23 protein-coding genes and 1 pseudogene are annotated in these 22,001 nt (G+C 70.0%); 12 read left to right on the forward strand and 12 right to left on the reverse strand.

Annotation, left to right across the window (positions count from 1 at the left end; translation table 11 throughout):
- Positions 1-8: 8 nt before the first annotated feature.
- From AOK23_RS03900 to AOK23_RS03910, 3 genes are read left to right on the forward strand one after another with little or no spacing between them, the layout of a single operon-like run.
- Positions 9-266: an acyl carrier protein gene (locus tag AOK23_RS03900; protein WP_055711345.1), complete on the forward strand. Its 258-nt coding sequence runs from the start codon at positions 9-11 to the stop codon at positions 264-266.
- Between the two features lies 1 nt (position 267).
- Entirely contained in the window at positions 268-747 is a 480-nt protein-coding gene (locus tag AOK23_RS03905; RefSeq protein ID WP_055522077.1) for an SRPBCC family protein, read from the forward strand.
- 19 nt (positions 748-766) lie between these two features.
- Positions 767-1,099 (forward strand): TcmI family type II polyketide cyclase, encoded by a 333-nt coding sequence (locus AOK23_RS03910; protein ID WP_055711346.1) that lies wholly within the window; start codon positions 767-769, stop codon positions 1,097-1,099.
- Positions 1,100-1,193: 94 nt separating this feature from the next.
- On the opposite strand, the gene AOK23_RS03915 is transcribed toward AOK23_RS03910, so the two are convergent.
- The 3 genes from AOK23_RS03915 to AOK23_RS03925 all read right to left on the reverse strand — a co-directional run bounded on the left by AOK23_RS03915 (position 1,194) and on the right by AOK23_RS03925 (position 4,114).
- Positions 1,194-2,222 (reverse strand): methyltransferase, encoded by a 1,029-nt coding sequence (locus AOK23_RS03915; RefSeq protein ID WP_055711347.1) that lies wholly within the window; start codon positions 2,220-2,222, stop codon positions 1,194-1,196.
- A 58-nt stretch (positions 2,223-2,280) separates the two neighbouring features.
- Entirely contained in the window at positions 2,281-3,342 is a 1,062-nt protein-coding gene (locus AOK23_RS03920; protein WP_055711348.1) for a right-handed parallel beta-helix repeat-containing protein, read from the reverse strand.
- A 91-nt stretch (positions 3,343-3,433) separates the two neighbouring features.
- Positions 3,434-4,114: a hypothetical protein gene (locus AOK23_RS03925; RefSeq protein ID WP_055711349.1), complete on the reverse strand. Its 681-nt coding sequence runs from the start codon at positions 4,112-4,114 to the stop codon at positions 3,434-3,436.
- 722 nt (positions 4,115-4,836) lie between these two features.
- On the opposite strand from AOK23_RS03925, the gene AOK23_RS03930 reads away from it, so the two are divergent.
- The 3 genes from AOK23_RS03930 (at position 4,837) to AOK23_RS03940 (ending at position 8,468) form a co-directional block, all read left to right on the forward strand.
- Entirely contained in the window at positions 4,837-6,492 is a 1,656-nt protein-coding gene (locus AOK23_RS03930; protein WP_055711350.1) for a glycoside hydrolase family 27 protein, read from the forward strand.
- A gap of 130 nt (positions 6,493-6,622) precedes the next feature.
- Complete coding sequence (locus AOK23_RS03935; protein ID WP_240496237.1) at positions 6,623-7,981, forward strand: glycoside hydrolase family 43 protein; 1,359 nt, start codon at positions 6,623-6,625, stop codon at positions 7,979-7,981.
- 283 nt (positions 7,982-8,264) lie between these two features.
- On the forward strand, positions 8,265-8,468 hold the full coding sequence (locus AOK23_RS03940; RefSeq protein WP_055711351.1) for a cold-shock protein: 204 nt from the start codon (positions 8,265-8,267) through the stop codon (positions 8,466-8,468).
- A 115-nt stretch (positions 8,469-8,583) separates the two neighbouring features.
- Here AOK23_RS03940 and AOK23_RS03945 read toward each other — a convergent pair whose 3' ends face one another.
- Entirely contained in the window at positions 8,584-8,754 is a 171-nt protein-coding gene (locus AOK23_RS03945) for a DUF5670 family protein (RefSeq protein ID WP_055522083.1), read from the reverse strand.
- 268 nt (positions 8,755-9,022) lie between these two features.
- Between AOK23_RS03945 and AOK23_RS03950 the strand changes: the two genes are divergently transcribed.
- The 3 genes from AOK23_RS03950 to AOK23_RS03960 all read left to right on the forward strand — a co-directional run bounded on the left by AOK23_RS03950 (position 9,023) and on the right by AOK23_RS03960 (position 12,119).
- Positions 9,023-9,556 (forward strand): SMI1/KNR4 family protein, encoded by a 534-nt coding sequence (locus tag AOK23_RS03950; RefSeq protein WP_420823686.1) that lies wholly within the window; start codon positions 9,023-9,025, stop codon positions 9,554-9,556.
- A 126-nt stretch (positions 9,557-9,682) separates the two neighbouring features.
- Entirely contained in the window at positions 9,683-10,108 is a 426-nt protein-coding gene (locus AOK23_RS03955; protein WP_055711353.1) for a DUF6003 family protein, read from the forward strand.
- Positions 10,109-10,805: 697 nt separating this feature from the next.
- On the forward strand, positions 10,806-12,119 hold the full coding sequence (locus tag AOK23_RS03960; protein WP_055711354.1) for an RICIN domain-containing protein: 1,314 nt from the start codon (positions 10,806-10,808) through the stop codon (positions 12,117-12,119).
- Positions 12,120-12,197: 78 nt separating this feature from the next.
- On the opposite strand, the pseudogene AOK23_RS44450 reads toward AOK23_RS03960, so the two are convergent.
- The 6 genes and pseudogenes from AOK23_RS44450 to AOK23_RS03985 form a co-directional block, all read right to left on the reverse strand.
- Positions 12,198-12,729: pseudogene (locus AOK23_RS44450) on the reverse strand (MFS transporter); the annotation flags it as partial.
- An 84-nt stretch (positions 12,730-12,813) separates the two neighbouring features.
- Positions 12,814-14,559: an IclR family transcriptional regulator domain-containing protein gene (locus tag AOK23_RS03965; protein WP_055711355.1), complete on the reverse strand. Its 1,746-nt coding sequence runs from the start codon at positions 14,557-14,559 to the stop codon at positions 12,814-12,816.
- Positions 14,560-14,678: 119 nt separating this feature from the next.
- Complete coding sequence (locus AOK23_RS03970; protein ID WP_055711356.1) at positions 14,679-15,512, reverse strand: ABC transporter ATP-binding protein; 834 nt, start codon at positions 15,510-15,512, stop codon at positions 14,679-14,681.
- A 14-nt stretch (positions 15,513-15,526) separates the two neighbouring features.
- Complete coding sequence (locus AOK23_RS03975) at positions 15,527-16,324, reverse strand: ABC transporter permease (RefSeq protein ID WP_055711357.1); 798 nt, start codon at positions 16,322-16,324, stop codon at positions 15,527-15,529.
- A gap of 5 nt (positions 16,325-16,329) precedes the next feature.
- The gene (locus tag AOK23_RS03980; RefSeq protein WP_055711363.1) at positions 16,330-17,103 is read right to left on the reverse strand and encodes an ABC transporter permease; all 774 of its coding nucleotides are present in this window, start codon (positions 17,101-17,103) and stop codon (positions 16,330-16,332) included.
- 118 nt (positions 17,104-17,221) lie between these two features.
- Positions 17,222-18,196, reverse strand: a complete 975-nt coding sequence (locus tag AOK23_RS03985; RefSeq protein ID WP_055711358.1) for an ABC transporter substrate-binding protein — start codon at positions 18,194-18,196, stop codon at positions 17,222-17,224.
- 376 nt (positions 18,197-18,572) lie between these two features.
- On the opposite strand from AOK23_RS03985, the gene AOK23_RS03990 reads away from it, so the two are divergent.
- Positions 18,573-19,514 carry an alpha/beta hydrolase gene (locus AOK23_RS03990; RefSeq protein WP_240496238.1) on the forward strand — a complete coding sequence of 314 codons (942 nt, stop codon included), beginning with the start codon at positions 18,573-18,575 and terminating at the stop codon, positions 19,512-19,514.
- A gap of 11 nt (positions 19,515-19,525) precedes the next feature.
- Here AOK23_RS03990 and AOK23_RS03995 read toward each other — a convergent pair whose 3' ends face one another.
- Positions 19,526-19,978, reverse strand: a complete 453-nt coding sequence (locus AOK23_RS03995) for an ATP-binding protein (RefSeq protein WP_240496239.1) — start codon at positions 19,976-19,978, stop codon at positions 19,526-19,528.
- On the opposite strand from AOK23_RS03995, the gene AOK23_RS48345 reads away from it, so the two are divergent.
- A complete protein-coding gene (locus AOK23_RS48345; protein WP_169800270.1) occupies positions 19,973-20,197 on the forward strand; it encodes a hypothetical protein in 225 nt (74 codons plus the stop codon). The genes AOK23_RS03995 and AOK23_RS48345 overlap by 6 nt on opposite strands.
- A 225-nt stretch (positions 20,198-20,422) precedes the next feature.
- Positions 20,423-21,493: a hypothetical protein gene (locus AOK23_RS04000; protein ID WP_157877933.1), complete on the forward strand. Its 1,071-nt coding sequence runs from the start codon at positions 20,423-20,425 to the stop codon at positions 21,491-21,493.
- Between the two features lie 12 nt (positions 21,494-21,505).
- Here AOK23_RS04000 and AOK23_RS04005 read toward each other — a convergent pair.
- A partial coding sequence (locus AOK23_RS04005; protein ID WP_206336107.1) for a succinylglutamate desuccinylase/aspartoacylase family protein occupies positions 21,506-22,001 on the reverse strand: 496 nt, incomplete at its 5' end.

A 22,001-nucleotide genomic window follows, 5' to 3' on the forward strand; every position in this document is an offset into this window, starting at 1 on the left:
GAAACCGCATGAGTGAGAACATCACCCCGGAAGAGCTGGCCGAGCTGATGAAGAAGGCCGCCGGCATCACCGTGACACCCGAGGAACTCCGGGAGCGTTCCGACGACAGCTTCGACACCTTCGGCATCGACTCGCTCGGGCTGCTCGGCATCGTGGGCGAGCTGGAGAAGCGCTACGGCACGCCGATGCCCCCGGACTCGGAGAAGAGCAAGAGCCCCCGACAGTTCCTCGACGCCGTCAACAGCGCACTTCCCGCGGGAGCCTGACATGGCCGGACACACGCAGAACGAGATCACCATCGGCGCACCGGTCGACCTGGTCTGGGACATGACCAACGACGTCGAGAACTGGCCGCAGCTGTTCAGCGAGTACGCCTCCGCCGACATCATCTCGCGGGAGGGGAACCGGACCACGTTCCGGCTGACCATGCACCCCGACGAGAACGGCACCGTGTGGACCTGGGTCTCGGAGCGGGAGACCGACCGCGACACCCTCAGCGTGCGGGCCCGCCGCATCGAGACCGGCCCCTTCGCCCACATGAACATCCTGTGGCAGTACGAGGAAGTCCCCGCCGGCACCCGCATGGTGTGGACGCAGGACTTCGAGATGAAGCCGGACGCACCGGTCGACGACGCCTGGATGACGGACAACATCAACCGGAACTCCAAGGTCCAGATGGCCCTGATCCGGGACCGTATCGAGCAGGCCGCCAAGGAACGCCGGCTCGTGCCGACGCTGTCCGACTGACCCGACGGAGGACAGCACGATGCACCAGTCTCTGATCGTCGCCCGGATGGCCCCGGGGTCGGCCCCCGACATCGCCGACGTGTTCGGGGAGTCGGACCGGGGGGAACTGCCCCACCTGGTGGGGGTCGCCCGCCGCAGCCTCTTCCAGTTCGGTGATGTGTACCTGCACCTCATCGAGTCCGAGCGGGACCCCGGCCCCGCCATCGCCAAGGCGGCCGGGCACCCCCTGTTCCAGGACGTCAGCGAACGGCTGTCGGCGTACGTCACCGCGTACGACCCGGCGACCTGGCGTTCGCCGAAGGACGCGATGGCGCACTGCTTCTACCGCTGGGAGCGGGAGACCTCCTCCTGAGCCGGTGGGACCGAGGCGTGGCGCCGGGTCGCCGGGCACACGACACTCGTGTGCCCGGCGACCGGCTGCCCGGGGGCTCCGCCGGGGGAGGCGGTCACCCGGGGACGGTGCAGTCGAACGCGTGCAGGTAGGGGTTGACGGGGCGGATGTCGCCGATGACGAGGCCCGCGTCGGTGAGCCTGGCGACCATGCTCTCGGTGGTGTGCTTGGCCCCTCCGACGTTGAGGAGGAGCAGCAGGTCCATGGCGGTGCTGAACCGCATGGAGGGCGTGTCGTCGACGAGGTTCTCGATGACGATGACCCGTGCTCCGGGACCGCCCGCCTCGATGACGTTGCGCAGGGTCCGGCGGGTGCTGTCCTCGTCCCACTCCAGGATGTTCTTGATGATGTACACATCGGCGCGGGCCGGGACGGCCGTACGGCAGTCGCCGGGGACGATACGCATCCGGTCCGCGAGCGCGCCGCCCGGCCGCAGCCGCGGGTCGGCGTTCTCCACGACGCGCGGCAGGTCGAGCAGGATGCCGGTCAGCGACGGATGCTTCTCCAGCAGGCTCGCCACCACGTGCCCCTGGCCGCCTCCGATGTCGGCCACGGTCGAGCTCCCCGACAGGTCGAGGAACTGTGCGACGTCCCGCGCGGACTGCGCGCTGGAGGTCGTCATGGCGCGGTTGAAGACATCGGCCGATTCCGGCGCGTCGTTGTTGAGGTAGTCGAAGAACTCCTTCCCGTACAGGTCCTCGACGACGTTCCGGCCGGAGCGCACCGCCTCGTCCAGCCTGGGCCAGGCGTCCCAGGTCCAGGGTTCGGTGCACCACAGCGCGATGAAGTGCAGGCTGTCCGGGGCGTCCTCGCGCAGCTGCCGGGACATGTCGGTGTGGACGAAGGTCCCGTCCGGTTGCTCGGCGAAGATGCCGTAGCAGGTCAGCGCCCGCAACAGCCGGCGCAGCGGCTTCGGTTCGGCCTTCACCGCGGCGGCGAGGTCCGTCACCGGCATCGGGTCGTCACCGAGGGCGTCGGCGACCCCGAGCCGCGCGGCCGCACGGATGGCGGCGGCGCACGCGGCCCCGAACACCAGCTCCCGGAGCCGCATGGCCGGCGGTGGTGCGGTCTGTGCGGTCGTCATGCGCCGCTTCCCTTCCTCGAGTTCATGAGTGACCGTCCCTGAGCGCTCGTGGCGCCGGTCAGCACAGCCCCGCGGGCCTGGACGCCCGGCAGGAGTTGCGTTCGAAGGTGTTGCCCTTGCCGGTGTCGGTGTTGACGAGGTCCGCGGGCGCGTTGCCCTCCACCAAGTTGTCGGTGATCCGGTTCCGCTCGCTGGGGGTGCCCACGAAGCTCTTCCAGAGGACGATGCCGCCGGACAGGGGGGAGGCGCCGGCGTGGTCCATGACCCGGTTCCCCGTCACCAGGGTGTCCTCGGTGCCGGTCAGGACGATGCCGGAGCCCTGCAGCGCGTCGAGCCGCGCGGTCTTGGGGCAGGACTTGTTGTTCTGCGCGACGAGGTTGTCCCGTACGGTCAGCGCGCCGGCCCTCGGCTTGTTCTCGTCGCCGACGACGAACACACCCGCGCAGTTGCCGGTGAGGTGGTTGTCGGCGACGGTGAGGTTCCGCAGGCGCCGGACGGTGATGCCGATCCGGTTCTCCGACACGCGGTTGCGTTCGACCACCGTTCCCCGGGTGTTCTGGGCGCCCTCCTCGGCCTTGATGGTGTTGGCGAGGAACAGGCCGGCGTCGCCGTTGCCGCGGGCGGTGTTCGCGCGGAGCACACTGCGCACCGAACGCTCCAGGGCGATGCCCCAGACCTTGTTCTTCGTCGCGGTCACGTGGCGCACGGTCAGCCGGTCGGTCGATGTGGCGAGCACACCGCTGCCGGTGAAGCCGGTCACGGTGAGGGAGGCGAGGGTGACGCCGTCGACGCTGCGCTTCTTCGTCCCGGTCACACAGATGCCGTTGCCGCTCTTGGCACAGCTGTTGCCGGCCTTCTTCTTGGCCGGCTTGACGACGGCGCCGCGGTCCATGCCGCGCAGGGTGATCCGCGGCGTGGTCACCGTGACGCTCTCGTGGTACGTGCCGGAGGCCAGGAGAACGGTGTCTCCCGGCCTCGCGGCGTCCACCGCTTTCTGGATCGACTTCCCGGGGAAGACCACGTGGATCTTGTGATGGGCGGCGACCGACGGGGCGGCCCCGAGTCCTGTGCCGATGACCGCTGCCGTACACACCAGGGAGGCGAAAGAGGATTTCTTCATATTTAGCACGTTATTTCGCGGGGCCGGTGAACAGGCCGGATAGACCATCCGGTGGCGTGTCATTCAACGGCGAGGCCGATTCCCCGGGTGCCTACCGCGGCGGGCAGGGCTCCGTGGTCGTCGACCTCCGTCGCTCGCCCTCCGGGGTGAAGGTGACGGACCGGCGGAAGGGGCCGTCACCGAAGCGGACCGCGAGAAGAAGGGGTTGCTCGTGTTCGGGCGGCCAGGCGTCGGCCCCGGCGGCTGCGCCGTTCCACAGGTGGAAGACCACCATCGGCTGACTCGGGTCTTCGCTGAGATAGCCCAGCGTCTTCCCGTACAGGGGATTGGTGCCTCCGAACAGCACGGACGGGGCACCGAACTCCGCCGTCACGTCCGCCCAGGTGCGGTCCTCCGCGGCCCACCGCCGGACCCGGCCCCTGAGAGCGTCGTAGTCCTCCTTCTCAAGGACCCGATCGGGCTTGAGCCATCCCCGCCGCAGGGCGAACTCCGCGTACACCGACGCCGCATCGAAGTCGTGGCTCCGCCCGGGGATCACGCCCCGGAAGGCCCCGGACACGCCGACAGCCGACCACAGTCCGCGTTCTTCCCATTCCCGCCGCTGCTGAGCGAACGCGTCGGGCTGACGCTCGACGAACAGCAGGTGGTCGAGCAGGATCCGCACAGCGAGTTCACCTCCGTACATCCCGGGTCGGCGCAGCGCGAGATTGAGCTGGTCGACAAGGTGGCCGTGTATCTCTTCGGCGGTGGCGAGCGAGGTCGGAGGGGTCACGCGCCCAGTCTCCCGCACCGGCTGCGCCACGGGCCGCGGTCCTTCTGCCGCCGCGTCTTCCCGTTTTTCAGGTCAACGGTTCCCTGTGGGAGTTCCAACGGCTGGGCTCCTACTGGACCAGGACCGATCGAGGCACCCCCGCCAAGGTGAACGGTGAGCTGTCAACCATCGTGGCGGGAGTCGGCGACCGCCGACTCGCCACGGCCGCGCTCCGGCTGGCCCGCCGCTCGGAGTACCGCCGGGTCGAGAACCAGGCGCTCACGCAGGGGGCAGGTCGAAGCGTTGGACCTCCTCGGCCGGGCCGCGGCCGTGACCGCCGGCGCCGGTCCGACGCCGTACTGGACACAGGCCCTGGAGATCCTCGACGCCCTCGGCGCGCCGGCCGCCACGGCCGTACGGCACCGGCTGGCCGGGCGGGACCTGATCGACGCTGAGCGCACGATGCGCTCCACGCGTCGAAACTTTCGGGATGGGCGGGTGCCCGGACGACGGGTTCATCGTCCGCATGTCCCTGATTGATGTGACCTTTTCCTGTGATCGGCGCGAGAGAGCCAGGTTCACGTCCGGATGGTGTTGACATGTTCACGCGTCTCTCTAGGATCCATCACACCCAAACTTTCCGAATCCAGTTCGAAATTTCGCACCCACCCTGAGTCGACATGTCATGGGCGTGGCATGAAGGGTGAGTCACCCCCACGGCGCTCTCCCCGAAAGGAGCCCCGGTGCCCACACGATCAGGCAGGCGACTGCTCCATGTCCTGGCCGCCGCCGCACTGACGGTCGCCGCATCAGTGACGGCCTCCGTCCACTCCACCGCCACCGCTGCACCCGCCGCGCCGGGCAGCCCGGCGCTCACTCCACCCCTGGGGTGGAACAGTTGGAACAGCTTCGGGTGCGGGATCACCGAGGCACAGGTGCGTCAGGCCGCGGACGCGATGGTGTCCTCGGGGATGAGGGACGCGGGCTACCAGTACGTGGTGGTGGACGACTGCTGGTTCGACCCGCAGCGCGACGGAGCGGGCAACCTGCGGGCCAACCCGACCAAGTTCCCCAGCGGGATGAAGGCGCTCGGCGACTACATCCACAGCAAGGGGCTGAAGTTCGGCATCTACCAGGTGCCGGGTGAACGCACGTGCGCGCAGACCACGGGTGCCTATCCGGGGTCGACGGGCAGCAGGGGGCACGAGGCGCAGGACGCCGCCGCGTTCGCCTCATGGGGCGTCGACTACCTGAAGTACGACTGGTGCTCCTCCAGCGGCACACGCGACGAGCAGGTCGCGCGGTTCACCGTCATGCGGGACGCGCTGCGGGCCACCGGCCGCCCGATCGTCTACAGCATCAACCCCAACAGCTTCCACGCGATCACCGGCTCCACGTACAACTGGGGTGAGGTGGCGGATCTGTGGCGGACGACGGAGGACCTGCTCGACATCTGGCAGAACAACAACACCAACAGCTACCCCATGGGTGTCGGCAACGTCCTGGACGTCACCGCACCCCTGGCCGCGCAGTCGGGCCCGGGCCACTGGAACGACCCGGACATGCTGGTCGTCGGGCGTCCCGGCCTGACGCTGACCGAGTCGCGCTCCCACTTCGCCCTCTGGGCGCTCATGGCGGCCCCGCTGATGGCCGGCAACGACATCCGCACCATGTCCGCCGACGTCAGTGCGATCCTGCGCAACCCCCGCCTCCTCGCGGTCAACCAGGACCGGCTCGGCGCCGGCGGACGCCGCGTCCGTGACGACGGCAGCACCGAGGTGTTCGCCAAACCCCTCGCCGACGGCTCCGTCGCCGTGGGCCTGTTCAACCGGGGCGGCAGCGCCGCGACCGTCACCACCACCGCCGCCCAAGTCGGCCTCTCGGGTGGGCCGTTCACCCTCACCGACCTGTGGACCGGCGCCACGTCCAGCACCACCGGTCAGGTCTCCGCGAGCGTGCCCGCCCACGGCGTCGCCGTGTTCCGGGTCAGCGGCGGCAGCGCACTGGCCGCCACCACCGCCCGCCTGCGCGGCACCGGGTCCGGCCGCTGCCTGGACGTGGATCGCGCCTCCACCGCGGCCGGGACGGCGGCGTTGATCTGGGACTGCCACACCGCCGCCAACCAGCTGTGGACCACCTGGGCCGGCGGCGAGATCCGCGTCTTCGGCGACAAGTGCCTCGACGCCTACAACCAGGGGACCACCAACGGCACCCGCGTCATCATCTGGCCCTGCAACGGCCAGGACAACCAGAAGTGGACCGCACAGGCCGACGGATCGATCCGCAACGTCCGTTCCGGGCTGTGCCTCGACGTCAACGGGTCCGGCACCGCCAACGGCACCGCGGCGGTCCTGTGGAGCTGCAACGGACAGTCCGGCCAGAAGTGGAGCCGCACATGAGGGACATCGCGCGCCGTACGGCAGCCCCTGCACCGACCGGGATCCCCCGGAGGCCGTGGTGATCCCCGCTCGACGGTCATCCGTCCCCAGGACGGGGCTCACCCGGGCAGTCGCCTGGATCACGGGCCTCGTGCTGGCGTTCGCCCTTGTTCCCGCCGCGGTGCAACCCTCGGCGGCCAGGGCCGACAACCCCATCGTGCAGCACGTCTACACCGCCGACCCGGCCCCCCTGGTCCATGACGGACGGGTCTACCTCTACACCGGGCACGACGAGGACGGGTCCACCTACTTCACCATGAAGGACTGGCGGGTCTGGTCCTCGGCCGACATGGTCAACTGGACCGACCACGGCTCTCCGCTCAGCCTCGCCACCTTCAGCTGGGCGTCCGCCGACGCGTGGGCGGGACAGGCCGTGCAGCGGGGCGGACGGTTCTACTGGTACGTGCCGGTGAAGAACCGGGCGACCGGCCGGATGGCCATCGGCGTGGCCGTGGCGGACAGCCCCACCGGCCCGTTCCGGGACGCCCTCGGCCGTCCGCTGGTGGAGAACGGCGAGATCGACCCGAGCGTCTTCATCGACGACAACGGCCAGGCGTACCTGTACTGGGGCAACCCGAACCTGTGGTACGTCAAGCTGAACGCCGACATGACCTCCTACTCGGGCAGCCCCACCCGGATCCCGCTCACCACCGCCGGGTTCGGCACCCGCACCGGCGACCCCAACCGGCCCACCCTGTACGAGGAAGGCCCCTGGGTCTACAAGCGGAACGGGTTGTACTACCTGGTGTTCGCCGCCAAGTGCTGCTCGGAGTTCATCGCCTACTCCACGGCGCCCGGCCCGACCGGCCCCTGGACCTACCGGGGGACCGTCATGCCCACACAGGGCAGCAGCTTCACCAACCACCCGGGCATCGTCGACTTCAAGGGAAATTCGTACTTCTTCTACCACAACGGTGCGCTCCCCGGTGGGGGCGGCTACACCCGCTCGGTCGCGGTGGAGCGGTTCTCCTACAACGCCGACGGCACGATCCCGACGATCACCATGACGAACACCGGGGCCCCTCAGGCCGGCACGCTCAATCCGTATGTGCGCCAGGAGGCCGAGACGATCGCCTGGGGTTCCGGGATCGAGACCGAACCTGCCGCGGAAGGCGGCATGAACGTCGGCTGGATCGAGAACGGCGACCACCTCAAGGTCAAGGGGGTGGCCTTCGGGTCGGGCGCGTCCTCGTTCGCCGCACGGGTGGCCTCCGGCAGCAGTGGCGGCACCGTGGAACTGCGCCTGGGCTCGCCGAACGGGACGGTCGTCGGCCGGTGCGGTGTGCCGGGCACCGGGGGCTGGCAGACATGGACGACGGTCAACTGCCCGGTGAGCGGCGCCACAGGCACCCAGGACCTCTACCTGCGCTTCACCGGAGGGAGCGGCTATCTGCTCAACATCAACTGGTGGCAGTTCACGGCGGGCACGGCCCTGACCGCACCGCGTTAGGGCCCTTCTGATGGATCTCTGCGGGAAAAGGAGCGGCGTTCGGTGTGTGCTCTCGGCGTGCCGGGCGTCGCGACGCCGCGGAGATCCGTCAGAAGGGCCCTTGTCCGCCCCGGCGAAGCTCCGGACTCCGCGCCCGCGCGAACTTCGGCGAGGAACCGCTGTGTCGTCGGCCGGGTGAGCCGGGTGTGACGGGGTAGAACAGCTGTGGCTCGTGCGACTGCACCGAGCCGGAGCATGCCCGGATGAAGGGCTGTTCCCGGGCAGGAACGAAGGATCGAACAGTATGGCAAGCGGCACCGTCAAGTGGTTCAACGCGGAGAAGGGCTTCGGTTTCATCGAGCAGGACGGCGGCGGTCCCGACGTCTTCGCCCACTACTCCGAGATCAAGGGCTCCGGCTACCGCGAGCTGACCGAGGGTGAGCACGTCACCTTCGACATCGGCCAGGGCCAGAAGGGCCCCCAGGCCCAGAACATCGTCCGGGGCTGACCGGACCCAGGAGCGCGGAGCGAGGCGGCTGCCGACCCGCAGCCGCCCCGCTCCCAGCCCAGGCCGTCGCTCCGCGCGTCGGCCTCACCTGTGCGTGCCCGGTGCGTGGCGCCGCCTACCAGCGGTACCAGCGGCCCCGCTGACCACTGGGGCCCGTGGAGCGGGCGACGAAGCCGAGCAGCCAGAGCACCAGCACGATGACGGCGATCCACCACAGGGCCTTCAGAGCGAAACCGGCGCCGAAAAGGATCAGAGCCAGCAGCAGAACGAGCAACAAAGGAACCATTTCTTTCCACCTCCGCACCGCCGTTTGCCCGGCCGTCGCCACTCCACACCCACAAGACCTGCACGTTTTTTGTCCTCGGACGGGGGCACTCTGACGGGCTGCCCGAGCGCGCCGCCGGAGTCCGCGCAGCGGACGGCTCTCGCCGCCCTCCTGACCCAGTCCCTGTGTCCCTATGTCCCTGAGCGCGGGCGGGCTCGCCGTGTCGCCAGTGCTGTGACCGGAAAGGTTCACCGGCTCGCGCAAACCTTTCCGGTCACAGCACTAGCCTGTGCGAGTGACACTTGCTGATGATCGACAGTTCCCCGCCGCGCTCGCCGCCGCGCTGGCCGTGCCGTTCGACTACGAGGGCGGTGACGGAGTCGACTTCGAGCCCTTCGAGGAGTTCCTGTCCGCCGAGGACACCACCGAATGGTTCCAGGCATGGACCGGAAACGACGAGCTCGACGGCGCCGAATTCCGCGTCTTCGGTCAGGACGGCGCGGGAGGGTACGCGGCGTTCTGGCTCATCCGCCCGAGCCGGCCACTCACCGACCAGCCCGTCGTCTTCCTGGGGTCCGAGGGCGAGACGGGAGTCGTGGCGCGCGACCTGGGCGACTTTCTGTGGCTCCTGGCCGACGGCTTCGGCCCCTGGGAGGCCGCCACCTCCTACGAACCTGACTGGATTGCGCACCCCAACCGCGATCTGACGGCCGTCGCCGAACGCTTCGCGCCGGGCCCACGCCGGTCGGCCGCCGCCGTGGTCGAACTGGCCACCCGGGAGTTCCCCGAGTTCGACGACACCATCATGAAACTCTGCCGCTGAGCGTCCTCCGGGCCGCGCGGCACACGCGCGGCCCGGGACCTGGAACACCCGGATCTAATTCCGAACCGACGGGGTAATGGGACGTCATCCGATCGCCATCTCACACCGATGTGAAGGAGAACGAGGATGACCGACGACGCCTACCTGTTCCTGCTGGACGACGTGTCCTCGTCGCTGGGAGTGGCCCCCGCCGCCGTCGGTGATCTCGCCTGCATGGAAACCCCCGCCGTACGCGGATGGCTGGACGCCCACGGAATCACGCGCACCTCACCGCATCTGCGTCTGCTGCCGCCGGAGGAGACCGCGGCGATCCCCGAGGGAGCGGAACGGCTGCCCGTCCCGCTGAGCGACGAGGAGACGAGCCGGCTCCGCCACCAGTTGGTTCCGGAGCCGCTCGCCCGGATCGAGGAGGAGCTGCTCTCCTACCGGGACTGCGCGGACGGCAGGGACGGCCTGATCGGGCGCGCACTGGCCGCCGGCGTGCCGCCGCACCGCATCGCCAAACTGACCGGGGTGGACCCCGCGACGGTGACCGCCGCGGCGGACGGCTGATCGCGTTCGATTCGAGCCACTTCCGGCCGCCGTGCGGTCACCGGGGCAGGGCAGCCACCGTACGCGGTTGGCGCCCTGCCCCCGTTGCCGTCAACTCGCCCTAGACATGGGATGGATGTGGTTCCAGCCGGGGTTGACGTGGCTATTGACAGTCTCAGTGGTGTGTGGAATCACTATCGACATGGGATGCCTGAGGGGTCCCAGTGGATGATCTCGGGGCGTTCTGGCCCCTTCGGAAAGGCACGGCGCTCTCCGTCCCGTTCCCCACACATCCGAGGAACAGAATGCAGCCTTCATCCGTTCCGCCCCGGATCCGAGCCGCTCTCGGACGCTCGTCACCGACAGCCGCCCCAGCAGGCGTCCTGGCCCTGCCGACCCTGCCGGCCCCGCCGGCCCCGCCGACCCTGCCGGCCCTGCCGGGCGGCAACGCCGGGCGCACCGCCGCGGTCGGCTGTCGCTGAGCTCCCGCGGGTCACCCGGAACGGCCACCGCGAGAGCGGCCCCGACAACCCCCACCCTCACCTCCGGTCGGTGTGTGGGCATGCCCGGTCGGCGCGCCCCGCGGCACCGAGCGTGGACCGTCACCGCCGTCTGAACACCGGCACCCCGTTTCCACCAGCACCCCCCGTTCCACCGGCACTCCCCTTCCACCCATCGAGTACGGAAGAAGGAGAACATGAGACGTCAATCGCTCCTGATGTCCCTCGCGGCCGCGCTGATCCTCGTCCTGACGACCGCGGGAAATTCGTCAGGCAGCACCCCCGGCGCGCCCCCCTCGGCCACGAAGGCCGCGGCGGCGGGCAGCGCCGGTTGCGGCAAGCCCCCGGCGCTGAGCAGCGGCACCCGCACGATCCAGAGCGGCGGCCAGACCCGCAGCTACATCCTGCGGGTCCCGGCCGGCTACGACAGCAACCGCCCCTACCGGCTGATCTTCGGCTTCCACTGGCGGGGCGGTACGGCCAACGACGTCGACTCGGGCGGAACGGACGGATACAACTGGTCCTACTACGGCCTGCGGCGCCTGGCGGACACCGCGAACAACGGCACGATCTTCGTCGCCCCCCAGGGCAACGGCAACGGCTGGGCCAATCCCGGAGGCCAGGACCTGGCCTTCGTCGACGCCATGGTCAACCAGCTCCAGTCGGGCCTGTGCGTCGACACCGCCCAGTTGTTCGCCGCGGGCTTCAGCTACGGCGGCGGCATGTCGTACGCCATCGCCTGCGCGCGGGCCACGGTCTTCCGCGCGGTCGCGGTCTACTCCGGCGCGAACCTCAGCGGATGCAACGGCGGCACCCAGCCCATCGCCTACATGGGTCTGCACGGACTCAGGGACAACGTGCTGCCCATCTCCCTCGGACGGGAACTGCGCGACACCTTCGTCCGGAACAACGGCTGCACCCGGCAGAACCCGCCCGAGCCGGCGTCCGGAAGCCTCCGGCACATCATCACCACGTACTCCGGATGCAGGTCCGGCTACCCGGTCGTCTGGGCCGCGTTCGACGGCGGCCACGACCCCGGTCCGCTGGAGGGGTCCACCGGGAGCGGCTGGCGCACGTGGACGTCGGGTGCGGTGTGGCAGTTCTTCACCCAGTTCGGCTCGAACACGCCACCGCCGCAGCCCTCCGACAGCCAGAAGATCGTCGGCCAGCAGTCGGGCCGCTGCCTCGACATCAACAACTCCACCACCACCAACGGCACCCAGGCACAACTGTGGGACTGCAACGGCGGCTCCAACCAGCGCTGGACCCACACCGCAAGCAAGCAGCTGGTCGTCTACGGCAACAAGTGCCTGGGGGTCGGCCAGTCCGCGGGCAACGGCACCCCCGTGGCGATCTGGGACTGCAACGGCCAGGCGGACCAGCAGTGGACCGTCGGCGCCGACGGCACGATCACCGCGGCGCAGTCGGGCCTCTGCCTCGACGCCGCCGGCCAGGGCACAGCCAACGGGACGAAGATCCAGCTGTGGAGCTGCTCGGGCGGCGCGAACCAGCGCTGGCGCCAGGAGAGCTGACCACCGTGCCGGGAGACCGGCGCCTCCCTCCGGAGACGGGGTGAGGCGCCGGGACGGCTCCTGTCCCTGTCGCCGCTCGACCGGCCGCACCGCGGCGACGGCCGGCGCACCCCAGCCGTGTCCGAGGGAGGTGGCCGCGAGGAAGCCGAGGTACGACACGGTGAGCACCACGCCGGCGAGGGCCAGCGCGGACCGGCGGGGGAAGCGGGACATCAGGACGGTGACCGGATCCCTGCAGGGTCACCACCAGCACCGTGTTGGTCACGACTTTCGGGGACGTTGAGGCAGAAGACGTAGATCACGTTGGCCGTGAGCAGCGCCCGCATCCGGGGCGCGGGCCCGCCGTTCTCGTCGTTGTCCTTCTCCCTGTCACCGGCCTCCGCCACGGCCGGATGCGCGTGGACGTGGACCGACCACGCCAGGGCCGCCGCGGCGAGGTAGGCGAGTCCGGTGACGACCGCCGGCGCCCGCAGCGCGGTGGTGCCGCCCGCCAGGCACGCGGTGGCGAGGAGCGCACCGGCGCCCAGGCCGGCGTTGCACAGGGCGCGCCCCCCGCCAAGGCGGCGTCGCGTTCGTGGCGCCCGGAGGCGAGGAAGCCGTGCAGCGGTGCAGGGAGGTGATCCGGGCACGGAACAGGCGCAGCCGCACGACGGCAGCGGACGCGGGATGCAGGAACGCCCCTCGCTGAGGTCCCTCAGGAAACGGGAACGTGGACGAACCTACCGGTCACGTGCAGATCGGCCTCCAGCGAGTCGGCTGTGGCGCGCAGCTCCGGCACGATGTCCATGACGCACTCGGCGGCCGAGCCGCGCCCGCTGTGCATGTGGACGTTGACCGCCGCGACGACCACCCCCTCGCGGTCACGCACCGGCACGGCGATGGAGCGGAGACCTTCCTCCAGTTCGTCGTCGACCAGCGCGTACCCGTCGTCCCGGACCCGTTCTAGTATCGCCTCCAGGTCGGTGGGCCTGGTGACGGTGCGGGGGGTCAGCGCCTCCAGCCGTACGTGGGCGAGCCAGGTAGCACGCCTCTCGGCCGGCAGACTCGCCACCAGGACCCGGCCGGCGGATGTCGCGTAGGCGGGTACGCGGGAGCCCGCCGCGATGTCGACGTCCATGATGCGGCCCGCGGTCACCGAGAGCGCGCACTGGACATGGTCGTCGGCGAGCACGGCCAGGGACGTGGAGTTCTTCACCCTCCCGGTCAGAGCGGTGAGGTGGGGGCGGGCGATGTGGGTGAGTGTGGCCTTGGACAGTGGGGGGAACCCCAGGGACAGGATCCGTGGCGTGAGCCGGAACGCCCGCCCCTCGACGGTGACATGGCCCAGGTGCTGGAGGGTGATCAAGGCTCGGCGCGCTGTGGCCCGGGGCAATCCGGTGCGCTCGGCGACCTCGGAGAGGGTCAGTTCGGCCCGGCCCTCGCCGAACGCGGTGATCGCGGTCAGGCCGCGGGCCAGTGACGTGATGAACTCCCCGCCCAGTTCCTGTTTGGAGGCGCTCGTCCAAGCGGCGAGACCGGTCGGCCCCATCAGCCCCTTCAGCGCATCCGGCCCGCTCGCCCCGCTCGCCCCATTCGGCCCGCTCAGCCTTTCGGGCGGTGGTGCGATGGCCAGTTCTCGCTCCATGGTGGTGACCGCGGTACGGAGTCCGGGCAGGAGGGAGTCGCGCAACGAGTCCGCGCTGTGTCTGCTCGTGTGGCTCACGGCACTCGCCACACAGGCGATCCGGCCGTCCGGCGTGCGCACGGCGACGGACAGGGCCACGAGACCCGGTTCGATCAGCTGGTCGTCCAGGGCCCAGCCCCGCAGGCGCGCCTCTTCCACCCGTCGTGGGAAGTCCGCGGTGGCGGCATCGTGCGCGCGCCGGGGGATGGCGGGGAAGCCTGTGTCCTCGGGGTCGGCCAGCTGTCGCTCCCGCCAGCGAGCCCAGTCCTGGGCGCTCCATTCCGTTGCCAGCAGCGGGCCCGGAGCCGTGCGTTCCGCGGGCAGCAGATCGCCGATGCGGAAGCTCAGGGACAGGGCGCGCCGGCGGATCGCCTGGTGGATGAACCGGATGCCGTCACCGTCCGCCACCGCGAGGGAGACCGACTCGTCCAGCGCGTCGGCGAGCGCGTCGGCGTGCCCGCTCAGCAGGTCGGGGAGGCGCAGGGCGGCCAGATAGGCGTTGCCCAGCTCCATCAGACGGGGAGCCAGGGCGGCGTTGCTGCCGTCGAGGTGGACGTATCCCATGCGGGCGAGGGTCGCGGCGACCCGGTCGACGGTGGAGCGGGCCAACCCGGTGGCCCGACCCAGATCGCTGAGCGTCGCCGCCCCTCCGGCATCGGTGAGTCCACGCAGCACGGCGATCCCGCGTATGAGGGGGGTGACGGCTTCCTCAGGCGGCACGGGGGGCACGGGCGACAGCGCGGAGCCGGCGGGCGGCGCTTCGTGTGTCGATGTCATGGCCCCTCCGCGGCCGTCCCTGTGGTGCGGTTCATAATGCCTGGTCAACGCGGGGGACCGGCGGCGAAGCCGGTGACGCGGGATGCGGCCGACGCACGGGTTCCGGGGCGGCGGACGCGTCAGGACTTCGTGGTCTGCGGTGCGAGGTCCTCGCTGCGGTCGGCGGGTGGTGCCTCCGTGTCGCCGTTGTGGTGCTTGGCGCGCTGGATCTGCTCGTAGACGTGGGACCGCAGTTCGGCGAAGCGCGTGCTGGAGCGGGTGTGCAACTGGTCGCGCTCGTCGGGGAGGTCGATGGTCAGGTCCTCCTGCACGACGGTCGGTGACGTGGACAGGATGATGGTGCGCTGGCCGAGGTAGACCGCCTCGTCGATGTCGTGGGTGACGAACAGGACGGTGACGCCCAGTTCACGCCACAACCGCCGGATGAGGTCCTCCAGTTCGGCGCGGGTCTGCGCGTCGACGGCGGCGAACGGCTCGTCCATGAGCAGCACCTTCGGTTCGAAGGCGACGGCGCGGGCGATGGCGACGCGCTGCTGCATTCCTCCGGAGAGCTGCCAGGGGTGGGCCCGGTGGGCGTCGGCCAGCCCGACCACCTCCAGGGCGTGGTCCACGAGTTCCCTCTCGCGGGCCTTGCCGAGCTTCTTGCGGCGCAGTGGCAGGGCGACGTTGTCGCGGACGTTCATCCAGGCGAACAGGGAGCGGCCGTACTCCTGGAAGACCACCGCCATGCCGGGCGGGGGTCCGGTGACCGGGCTGCCGTCCAGGCGCACCTCGCCTCCGGTCGGGGACAGCAGCCCCGCCATGCACTTCAGCAGGGTGGTCTTGCCGCAGCCCGACGGACCCACCAGGCAGACGAGTTCACCGGCGCCGATGTGAAAGGTCAGGTTCCGCAGGGCCTCGACGTTGCGGTGCCGTCCGGTGTAGACCTTCTGCAGGTTGCGTACGTCGAGCATCGCTCGTCTCCTTGTCAGGGGTTGCGCTGCGCGCGGCGCAGGCCGTGGTACCAGGCCAGGACCCGGTTCTCGGCGAACCGGAAGAGCAGCGACAGGGCGAAGCCGAGCAGTCCGAGCAGCAGCACGCCGCTCCACATCTCGGCGATGGCGAAGGAGCGCTGGAACTGCACGATGGTGAAGCCGAGCCCGTTGCTGGCGGCGAACATCTCACTGATGACCATGAGGATGATCGCGATGGACAGCGCCTGCCGCATGCCGGTGACGATCTGCGGGCTGGCCGAGCGCAGCGTCAGGTGCCACAGCCGGGACGGTCCGGTGATGCCGTAGGAGCGGCAGGTGTCGCTCAGCACCTCGTCGACGGCGCGCACCCCTTCGACGGTGTTGAGCAGGATCGGCCATATGCAGCCGCTGACGATGACGATCACCTTCATGGTGTCGCCGATGCCCGCGAACAGCATGATGACGGGCACGAGCACCGGTGGCGGTATGGCCCGGAAGAGTTCCAGGACGGGCTCGAGGACATCGCGTACGACGCGGCTCGTGCCGACCACCAGGCCGAGCCCCACCCCGGCGACGACGGCGAGGAGATAGCCCGCGCTCAGCCGCACGAGGCTCGGTACGACGTCGGACAGCAGCCGCTCGCCCGTCCAGACCTCCCCGAACTTGCCGAGGACGGTGGAGAGCGGGGGGACGTAGAAGTCGGTGCTCCCGGCGGTGGCGAACCACCACACGGCGAACAGGACCGCGGGCAGCCCCAGGGCCAGCAGCGCACGCCGGACGAGGGTGAGGACGGTTGACGTCGTCCGGGTCATGGGGCTCATCCCTCCCTGCGGATGGACTGGTGCCAGTGCAGCGCACGCCGCTCCACCGCCCGCGCCATCAGGTTGATCGTGACGCCCAGCACTCCGGTGACGAGGACCAGGGCGTAGACCCGGGGCACGGCTCCGGAGGTCTGCGCCACAGCGATCTGGTTGCCCAGCCCCGGTGCGCCGATGACGAGTTCGGCGGTGATGGTGAGGACGAGGGCCACGGTGGCGGCCAGCCGCACGCCCGTCATCACATACGGCAGCGCGGTGGGCCACATGACGTACCGCACCCGTCCCCAGGTGCCCAACCGGTAGCTGCGGGCGGTGTCGTCGGCCACCGGGTCGACGTCCTGCATGCCGGCCAGCACCTGGACGAGGACCTGCCAGAACGCGGCGTACACCACGAGCAGGAGTTTCGACCTCAGCTCGGTGCCGTAGAGCAGGACCGCCACCGGGATCAGGGCCACGGACGGGATCGGTCGCAGGAACTCGATGGTGGAGGCGGTGACCGCCCGCAGCAGGGGCACGGAACCGATCACGATTCCGGCCACCACCCCCGCCACGACGGCGACGGCCAGGCCGAGGCCCCATCCGGTCAGGGTGTCACCCAGCGCGGTCCAGAACGCGTCCTCGGCGAGCAGCTGCCACAGGGCCTCGGCCGTCTTCGACGCGGGCGGGAGGTAGTCGGCGGAGACCAGAGGGGTGTGCGGCAGCACTTCGAGCAGCACCACCAGCCCGGTCAGGCCGGCCAGTCCCCGCAGCGGGGTGACGAGTCCGGCCGGCATGCGCCGGGATCGGCCGCCACCCGGCCCGCCGGGACCCCTGTCGGTCCCGGCGCCGGCGAGCGTCTTCGTCAGCACAGGAGTGCTCCCGGATTCGGTCATGAGGAGGTTCCGTGCCCGGTCATGAGAACAGGACGTCCAGGTCCGGCTTCTTGCCGCCGAAGATGCCGTCCTCCTCGCCGAGCGAGGCCAGCTTCTCCAGGGAGGCCATGTCGTACTCAGCGGGCCAGGTCGGCAGCGTCAGGTCCTTCAGCACCGCACCGTCGATCTTGGTGTAGGTGGTGAGCGTCTGACGTGCCTCGTCGGGGTGTTCGGAGGCGTACTTCAGCGACTCGGTCATGGCCTCGGTGAACTTCTTCACCAGGTCGGGGTTCTCCTTGAGGAGCTTGACGGAGGTGAAGTACGTCGCGATGGTGAGCTTCGGGTCGGTCTCGGCGAACGGCGAGGCCACGACGCGGGCGCCCTGGCCCTTGGCGATGGTCAGCGCGGGCTCACCCATCCACGCGGCGTCGACCTGCCCGCCGTCCAGGGCGGCCGGCATCTGGTCGAACGGCATCTCCACGAACTTGACCTTCGAGGGGTCGCCGCCGTCCTGGCGCACCACTTCACGGACCGTGGTGTCGCCGATGTTCTGCAGGGTGTTGACCGCCACCTTCTTGCCGGCGAGTTCCTTGGCGGACTTGATGGGGCTGTCCTTCTTGACGGCGACCCCGCTGATGTCGTTGCCCGTGTCGCCGGTGGAGGCGGCCCCGTTGACCACCGACTTGATCGGCACTCCCTTGGTCTGGGCGATCATCAGGGAGGTGACGTTGCTGAAGCCGAACTGGAACTGACCGCTGACCACACCGGGGACGATCGCGGCGCCGCCCTGGGCGAGTTCCATCTTCAGCTCGATGCCGCGCTTGCCGAAGAAGCCCTTCTTCTGCCCCAGGTACAGCGGGGCCACATCGACGATCGGGATGATGCCGACGGTGACCTGTGTGGTCTTCCCGTCCGAGGACGGCGAACCGCCGCTCGACGGCGAGGAGGATCCACATCCGGCCGCCGCCGCGACCGTCACCACGGCTATGGCACAACCGAGAACACGCCTTCGCATACGGCTCCTCCTGGTATGTGCGCGCTACGCACAATGTTTCGTGGGCCGAACAAGCAAGCGGGACGCTAGGGCCCGGCCTCGACGGGGTCAAGACGTGGCGCGCCCCGAGCTTCCGCCTGTCCTGAAGTCGCGCATGGCTGAAGTCGCCTGTGGCTGAAGTCGATTCGGTCGCGGCTCGGTCGTGCCGCATCCGGGCCGTGCGGGGTTGACAGTGCCCCGACATGCCCCGAAGCTCATGCCCGCAGGTTCAGTGAATGCGACTTCGCCAGACGAACAGCGTGCGGGGTCTGCGGCGAACATGGCCGGCGGCGGTCGTCGCGGCCCTGCTCCCCATCGCGGCACCCGCCGCCCCCGCGAGCACCCCGGAGCGAGAAACGTGGACGTCACCAGAGACCTTGGCTACGCGCCCGCCGACCCGCCCGGCACCCAGGGCCACTTGCTGGACCTGTACCTCCCCCGCAGCGCGCGGCCGACACCGCTGGTGATCTTCTCCAGCGGCTCCGGTTGGCTGGCGGACAGCGGCCGCCAGGGCGCCGACCAGGTCGCCGCGCAGCTCGACCCGCGCGGGTTCGCCGTCGCCGCAGTGGCCGTCCGCTCCAGCGGACAGGCCCGGTTCCCTGCCCAGTTGCACGACATCAAGGCAGCGATCCGCTGGCTGCGCGCGCACGCGACGACCTACAACCTGGACCCCGGGCGCATCGCCATCATGGGCGACTCCTCGGGCGGCTGGGTCACGGCGATGGCGGCGGTCACGGGGGACATCCCGCACCTGGAGGGCGACGTCGGCACGCCCGGCCCCTCCAGCGCCGTCCAGGCGGCCGTGCCGTTCTACCCGCCGACCGACTTCCTCCAGATGGACGCCCACATGGTGGACGGCTGCAAGCCGTTCAACGCGGTGTTCGGCCTCACCGGCTGCCACTCCGACCCGTGCTCGCCCGAGTCGCTGCTGCTCGGCTGCCCGATCAAGGACTGCCCCGACCGGGTCGCGGCGGCGAACCCCCTCACCTACATCGGCGCCCGGCCCACCCCGCCGTTCCTGATCTTCCACGGTGAGCGGGACCTCTTCGTGCCGTACCACCAGAGCCGCCTGCTGTACGAGAAGCTGGCGGCCACCGGCAACGAAGCCCGCCTGATCTCCCTCCCGCGCGCCGGACACGGCCCGCTCGCCGCCATGCTCACCGACCAGGAGACCCGCCGGGACGCCTACGAGGAGACCGCCCAGCAGGGTCACACCACCCCGCCGCGCCCCACGACCCCCTCCTGGCAGACCGTGGTCTCCTTCCTGGAACAGCGGCTGCGCGCGCCGAGTGCGAAGTGAACCGAGCGCTTTCAGGAAGCCGCACTGCCTCGCAGGTCGGCTCTGCCGCTCCGCTCGGCGGGCGGGGTCATGCGGAAGGACAGGTGTGCGCCCCGCGGTGTGTCCCGAACGGCCAGAGTGCCTCCGTGGAGGGTGGCGATGGCGAGGCCGAGTGCCGATCCACCGACGTCGCGCGCCCGGGCTTCGTCCAGCCGGTGGAAACGCCGGAACACCAGCTCACGGGAGTTCGCGGGGATGCCCGGGCCGTAGTCCAGGACGTCCAGTCCGTCCGCGGTGACCCGGATGGTGACCTGGGAGGCGGCGTGGCGGACGGCGTTCGCCACGAGGTCGGCGACCATCCGTTCCAGGTGAGCGCGAGAGCCCCGCACGTCGACGTCGGCCTCCAGGTCCAGCGCGATTCTCACCGGGGCCGGGCGTGCGGCGGCCTCGGCCGTCACCTGAGCCAGATCGACCTCGGTGTGCATCAGGGGTTCACCGCCGTCCAGTCGGGCGAGCAGCAGCAGATCACCGGTGGGTGGTCCGACGACATGAGCAACATGGGGGCCGCGTACTACCCGAGCACCGCGACCCCGCTCGGTGGGGACCCGCTGGGCCGGAGCTGGGAGACGACGCCGCCCGGAACACCGTCGGCCGGTCCGCCCGTCGACCTCCGCCTGGTCAAGGGGGGTGGCGGGGCCTGCTGACCGCCGCTCGGACGTCGGCCACCACATCCCGCCATAATGCGACTGCTGTACGATCACGGCGGAATTGTCCGCCCCAGGAATGGTGGAACCTTGCGAGTGGCCGCCGCGCCGGACGTGCTGCGCCGAACGGAGCGTTGGTTCATCCGCGAAGGCACGCCCACCATGATCGAAGGTTACGGTTTCGCCAGGAATGTCCTTCCTCGGATGCTGCCGACCCTGTGCTTCGTGACTCTCGCCAGTCTCGTCTGGCTCGTGCCGCTCAAGGGCGCGGGCTCAGGGCGGTGGGTCCTGCTCGGCACCGTGGCCGTCGTGACCCTGGCCAGCTGGGCGACGATCAGGCTGTTCGTCAGGCGACTGCCCCGCGTCTCGCCCAAGGCCATGGTCGGGGCACTCAGCGCCTATGCGGCGATGCCGATCGCGGTCCCCCTGCTGCAGGTCGCCGTCGATGACACCGTCACACCGCCCGGCGGCAAGGGCGCCGGTTTCCTGGGGTTCGTCGTCTTCTTCGCCGCCGTCTTCGTCACCACGGCCACAGCCACGGCGTACGGCATCGGCGCACTGATGCGCCGTGCGATCCGACACGCTGCCCACGACCTGCGCAACAGTGTGCACCTGATGGGGCGAGCCCTGCCGCCCATGTTGTTCGTGACGCTGTTCATCTTCTTCACCGGCGAACTGTGGCAGGCCATGAACAGGCTTTCCTGGTTGAGGCTCGCCCTGATCGTCGTGTTGTTCGTGGGAGTCACGGTGCTCGCCGCTGCCGCCCGCCTGCGCGACGAGATCGGGCGGGTCGAGCAGGACCTCAGCCCGCCCTTGCTGTCGAGGGCGTGTCAGGGCACACCCCTCGCCTCCGTGGACATCGTCGGGCTGACACCCCGTGCGGCACTCGATCCCGTGTCCCTCAACAAGCGCCAGGTCCGCAACCTTCTGTTGTTGTTCGCTCTCCGTCAGCTGGTGCAGGCCGCGGTGTTCGGTCTCGGGTTGTTCCTCTTCTTCATCGTCCTCGGTCTGATCGTGGTCACGCCGGAAACGGCGGAACAGTGGATCGGAACGCGGCCCGCCTACTCGGTCCTCCTGCCTGACGCCCCGCTCGCGCTCCTGCGCAACGCCACACTCATCGCCGCGTTCGGCAGCATGTACTTCGCCATCACCTCGATGACCGACGCCAACCACCGACGGGAGTTCTTCGCCCCGATCATCGATGAGGTCGAACGGATCCTCGCGGTGCACGCCGTCTACCTGGCTCTCGGCTCTCACCAGAACGTCGATGAGACCGGAGCCGCCGCCGACCGGTGATGCTGCCGCCGGTCAGTTGTGTGGTGTGGCGATGGCGGCGAGTTCGGTGCCGGGGCGGACGGTGAGTCCGTTCATGCCGTAGATGATCGTTCCGGTGGCGTTGGCGGTGACCTTGTGTTCGGTGCCGTCGACGGGGTCGATGATGCGGCCGATGGTCTGTCCTTCGGTCACGTCGTCGCCGGTGACGGCGTCCGGGTACCACAGTCCGGTGGTCTCGGAGGCGGCCTCGCCGGCCCAGATCCAGTCACGGGGCCGGGCGGTCGGCGGCTTGACGCGCTCGGAGGCTTCGATGACGCCGAGGTGGTGGAGGATCCGGTGGAGGGCGTCGAGGAGCCTGCGTACGGTGTCCGGGTCGCGGTCGCCGAGTTGGCCGGTCTCGACGAGGATCGCGGGGATGCCCTGGCGGTTGGCGGCGGCGTGGCTGTTGCCGCCCTCGGGGCTGGTGCCGAAGATGACCCGCTCGTATCCGACCGCGTGGGCGAGGGCTTTGTTCTTGGCGTCGAGTTCG

It is taken from the genome of Streptomyces torulosus (genome assembly GCF_001419765.1).
GTDB classification, from domain to species: Bacteria; Actinomycetota; Actinomycetes; order Streptomycetales; family Streptomycetaceae; genus Streptomyces; species Streptomyces torulosus.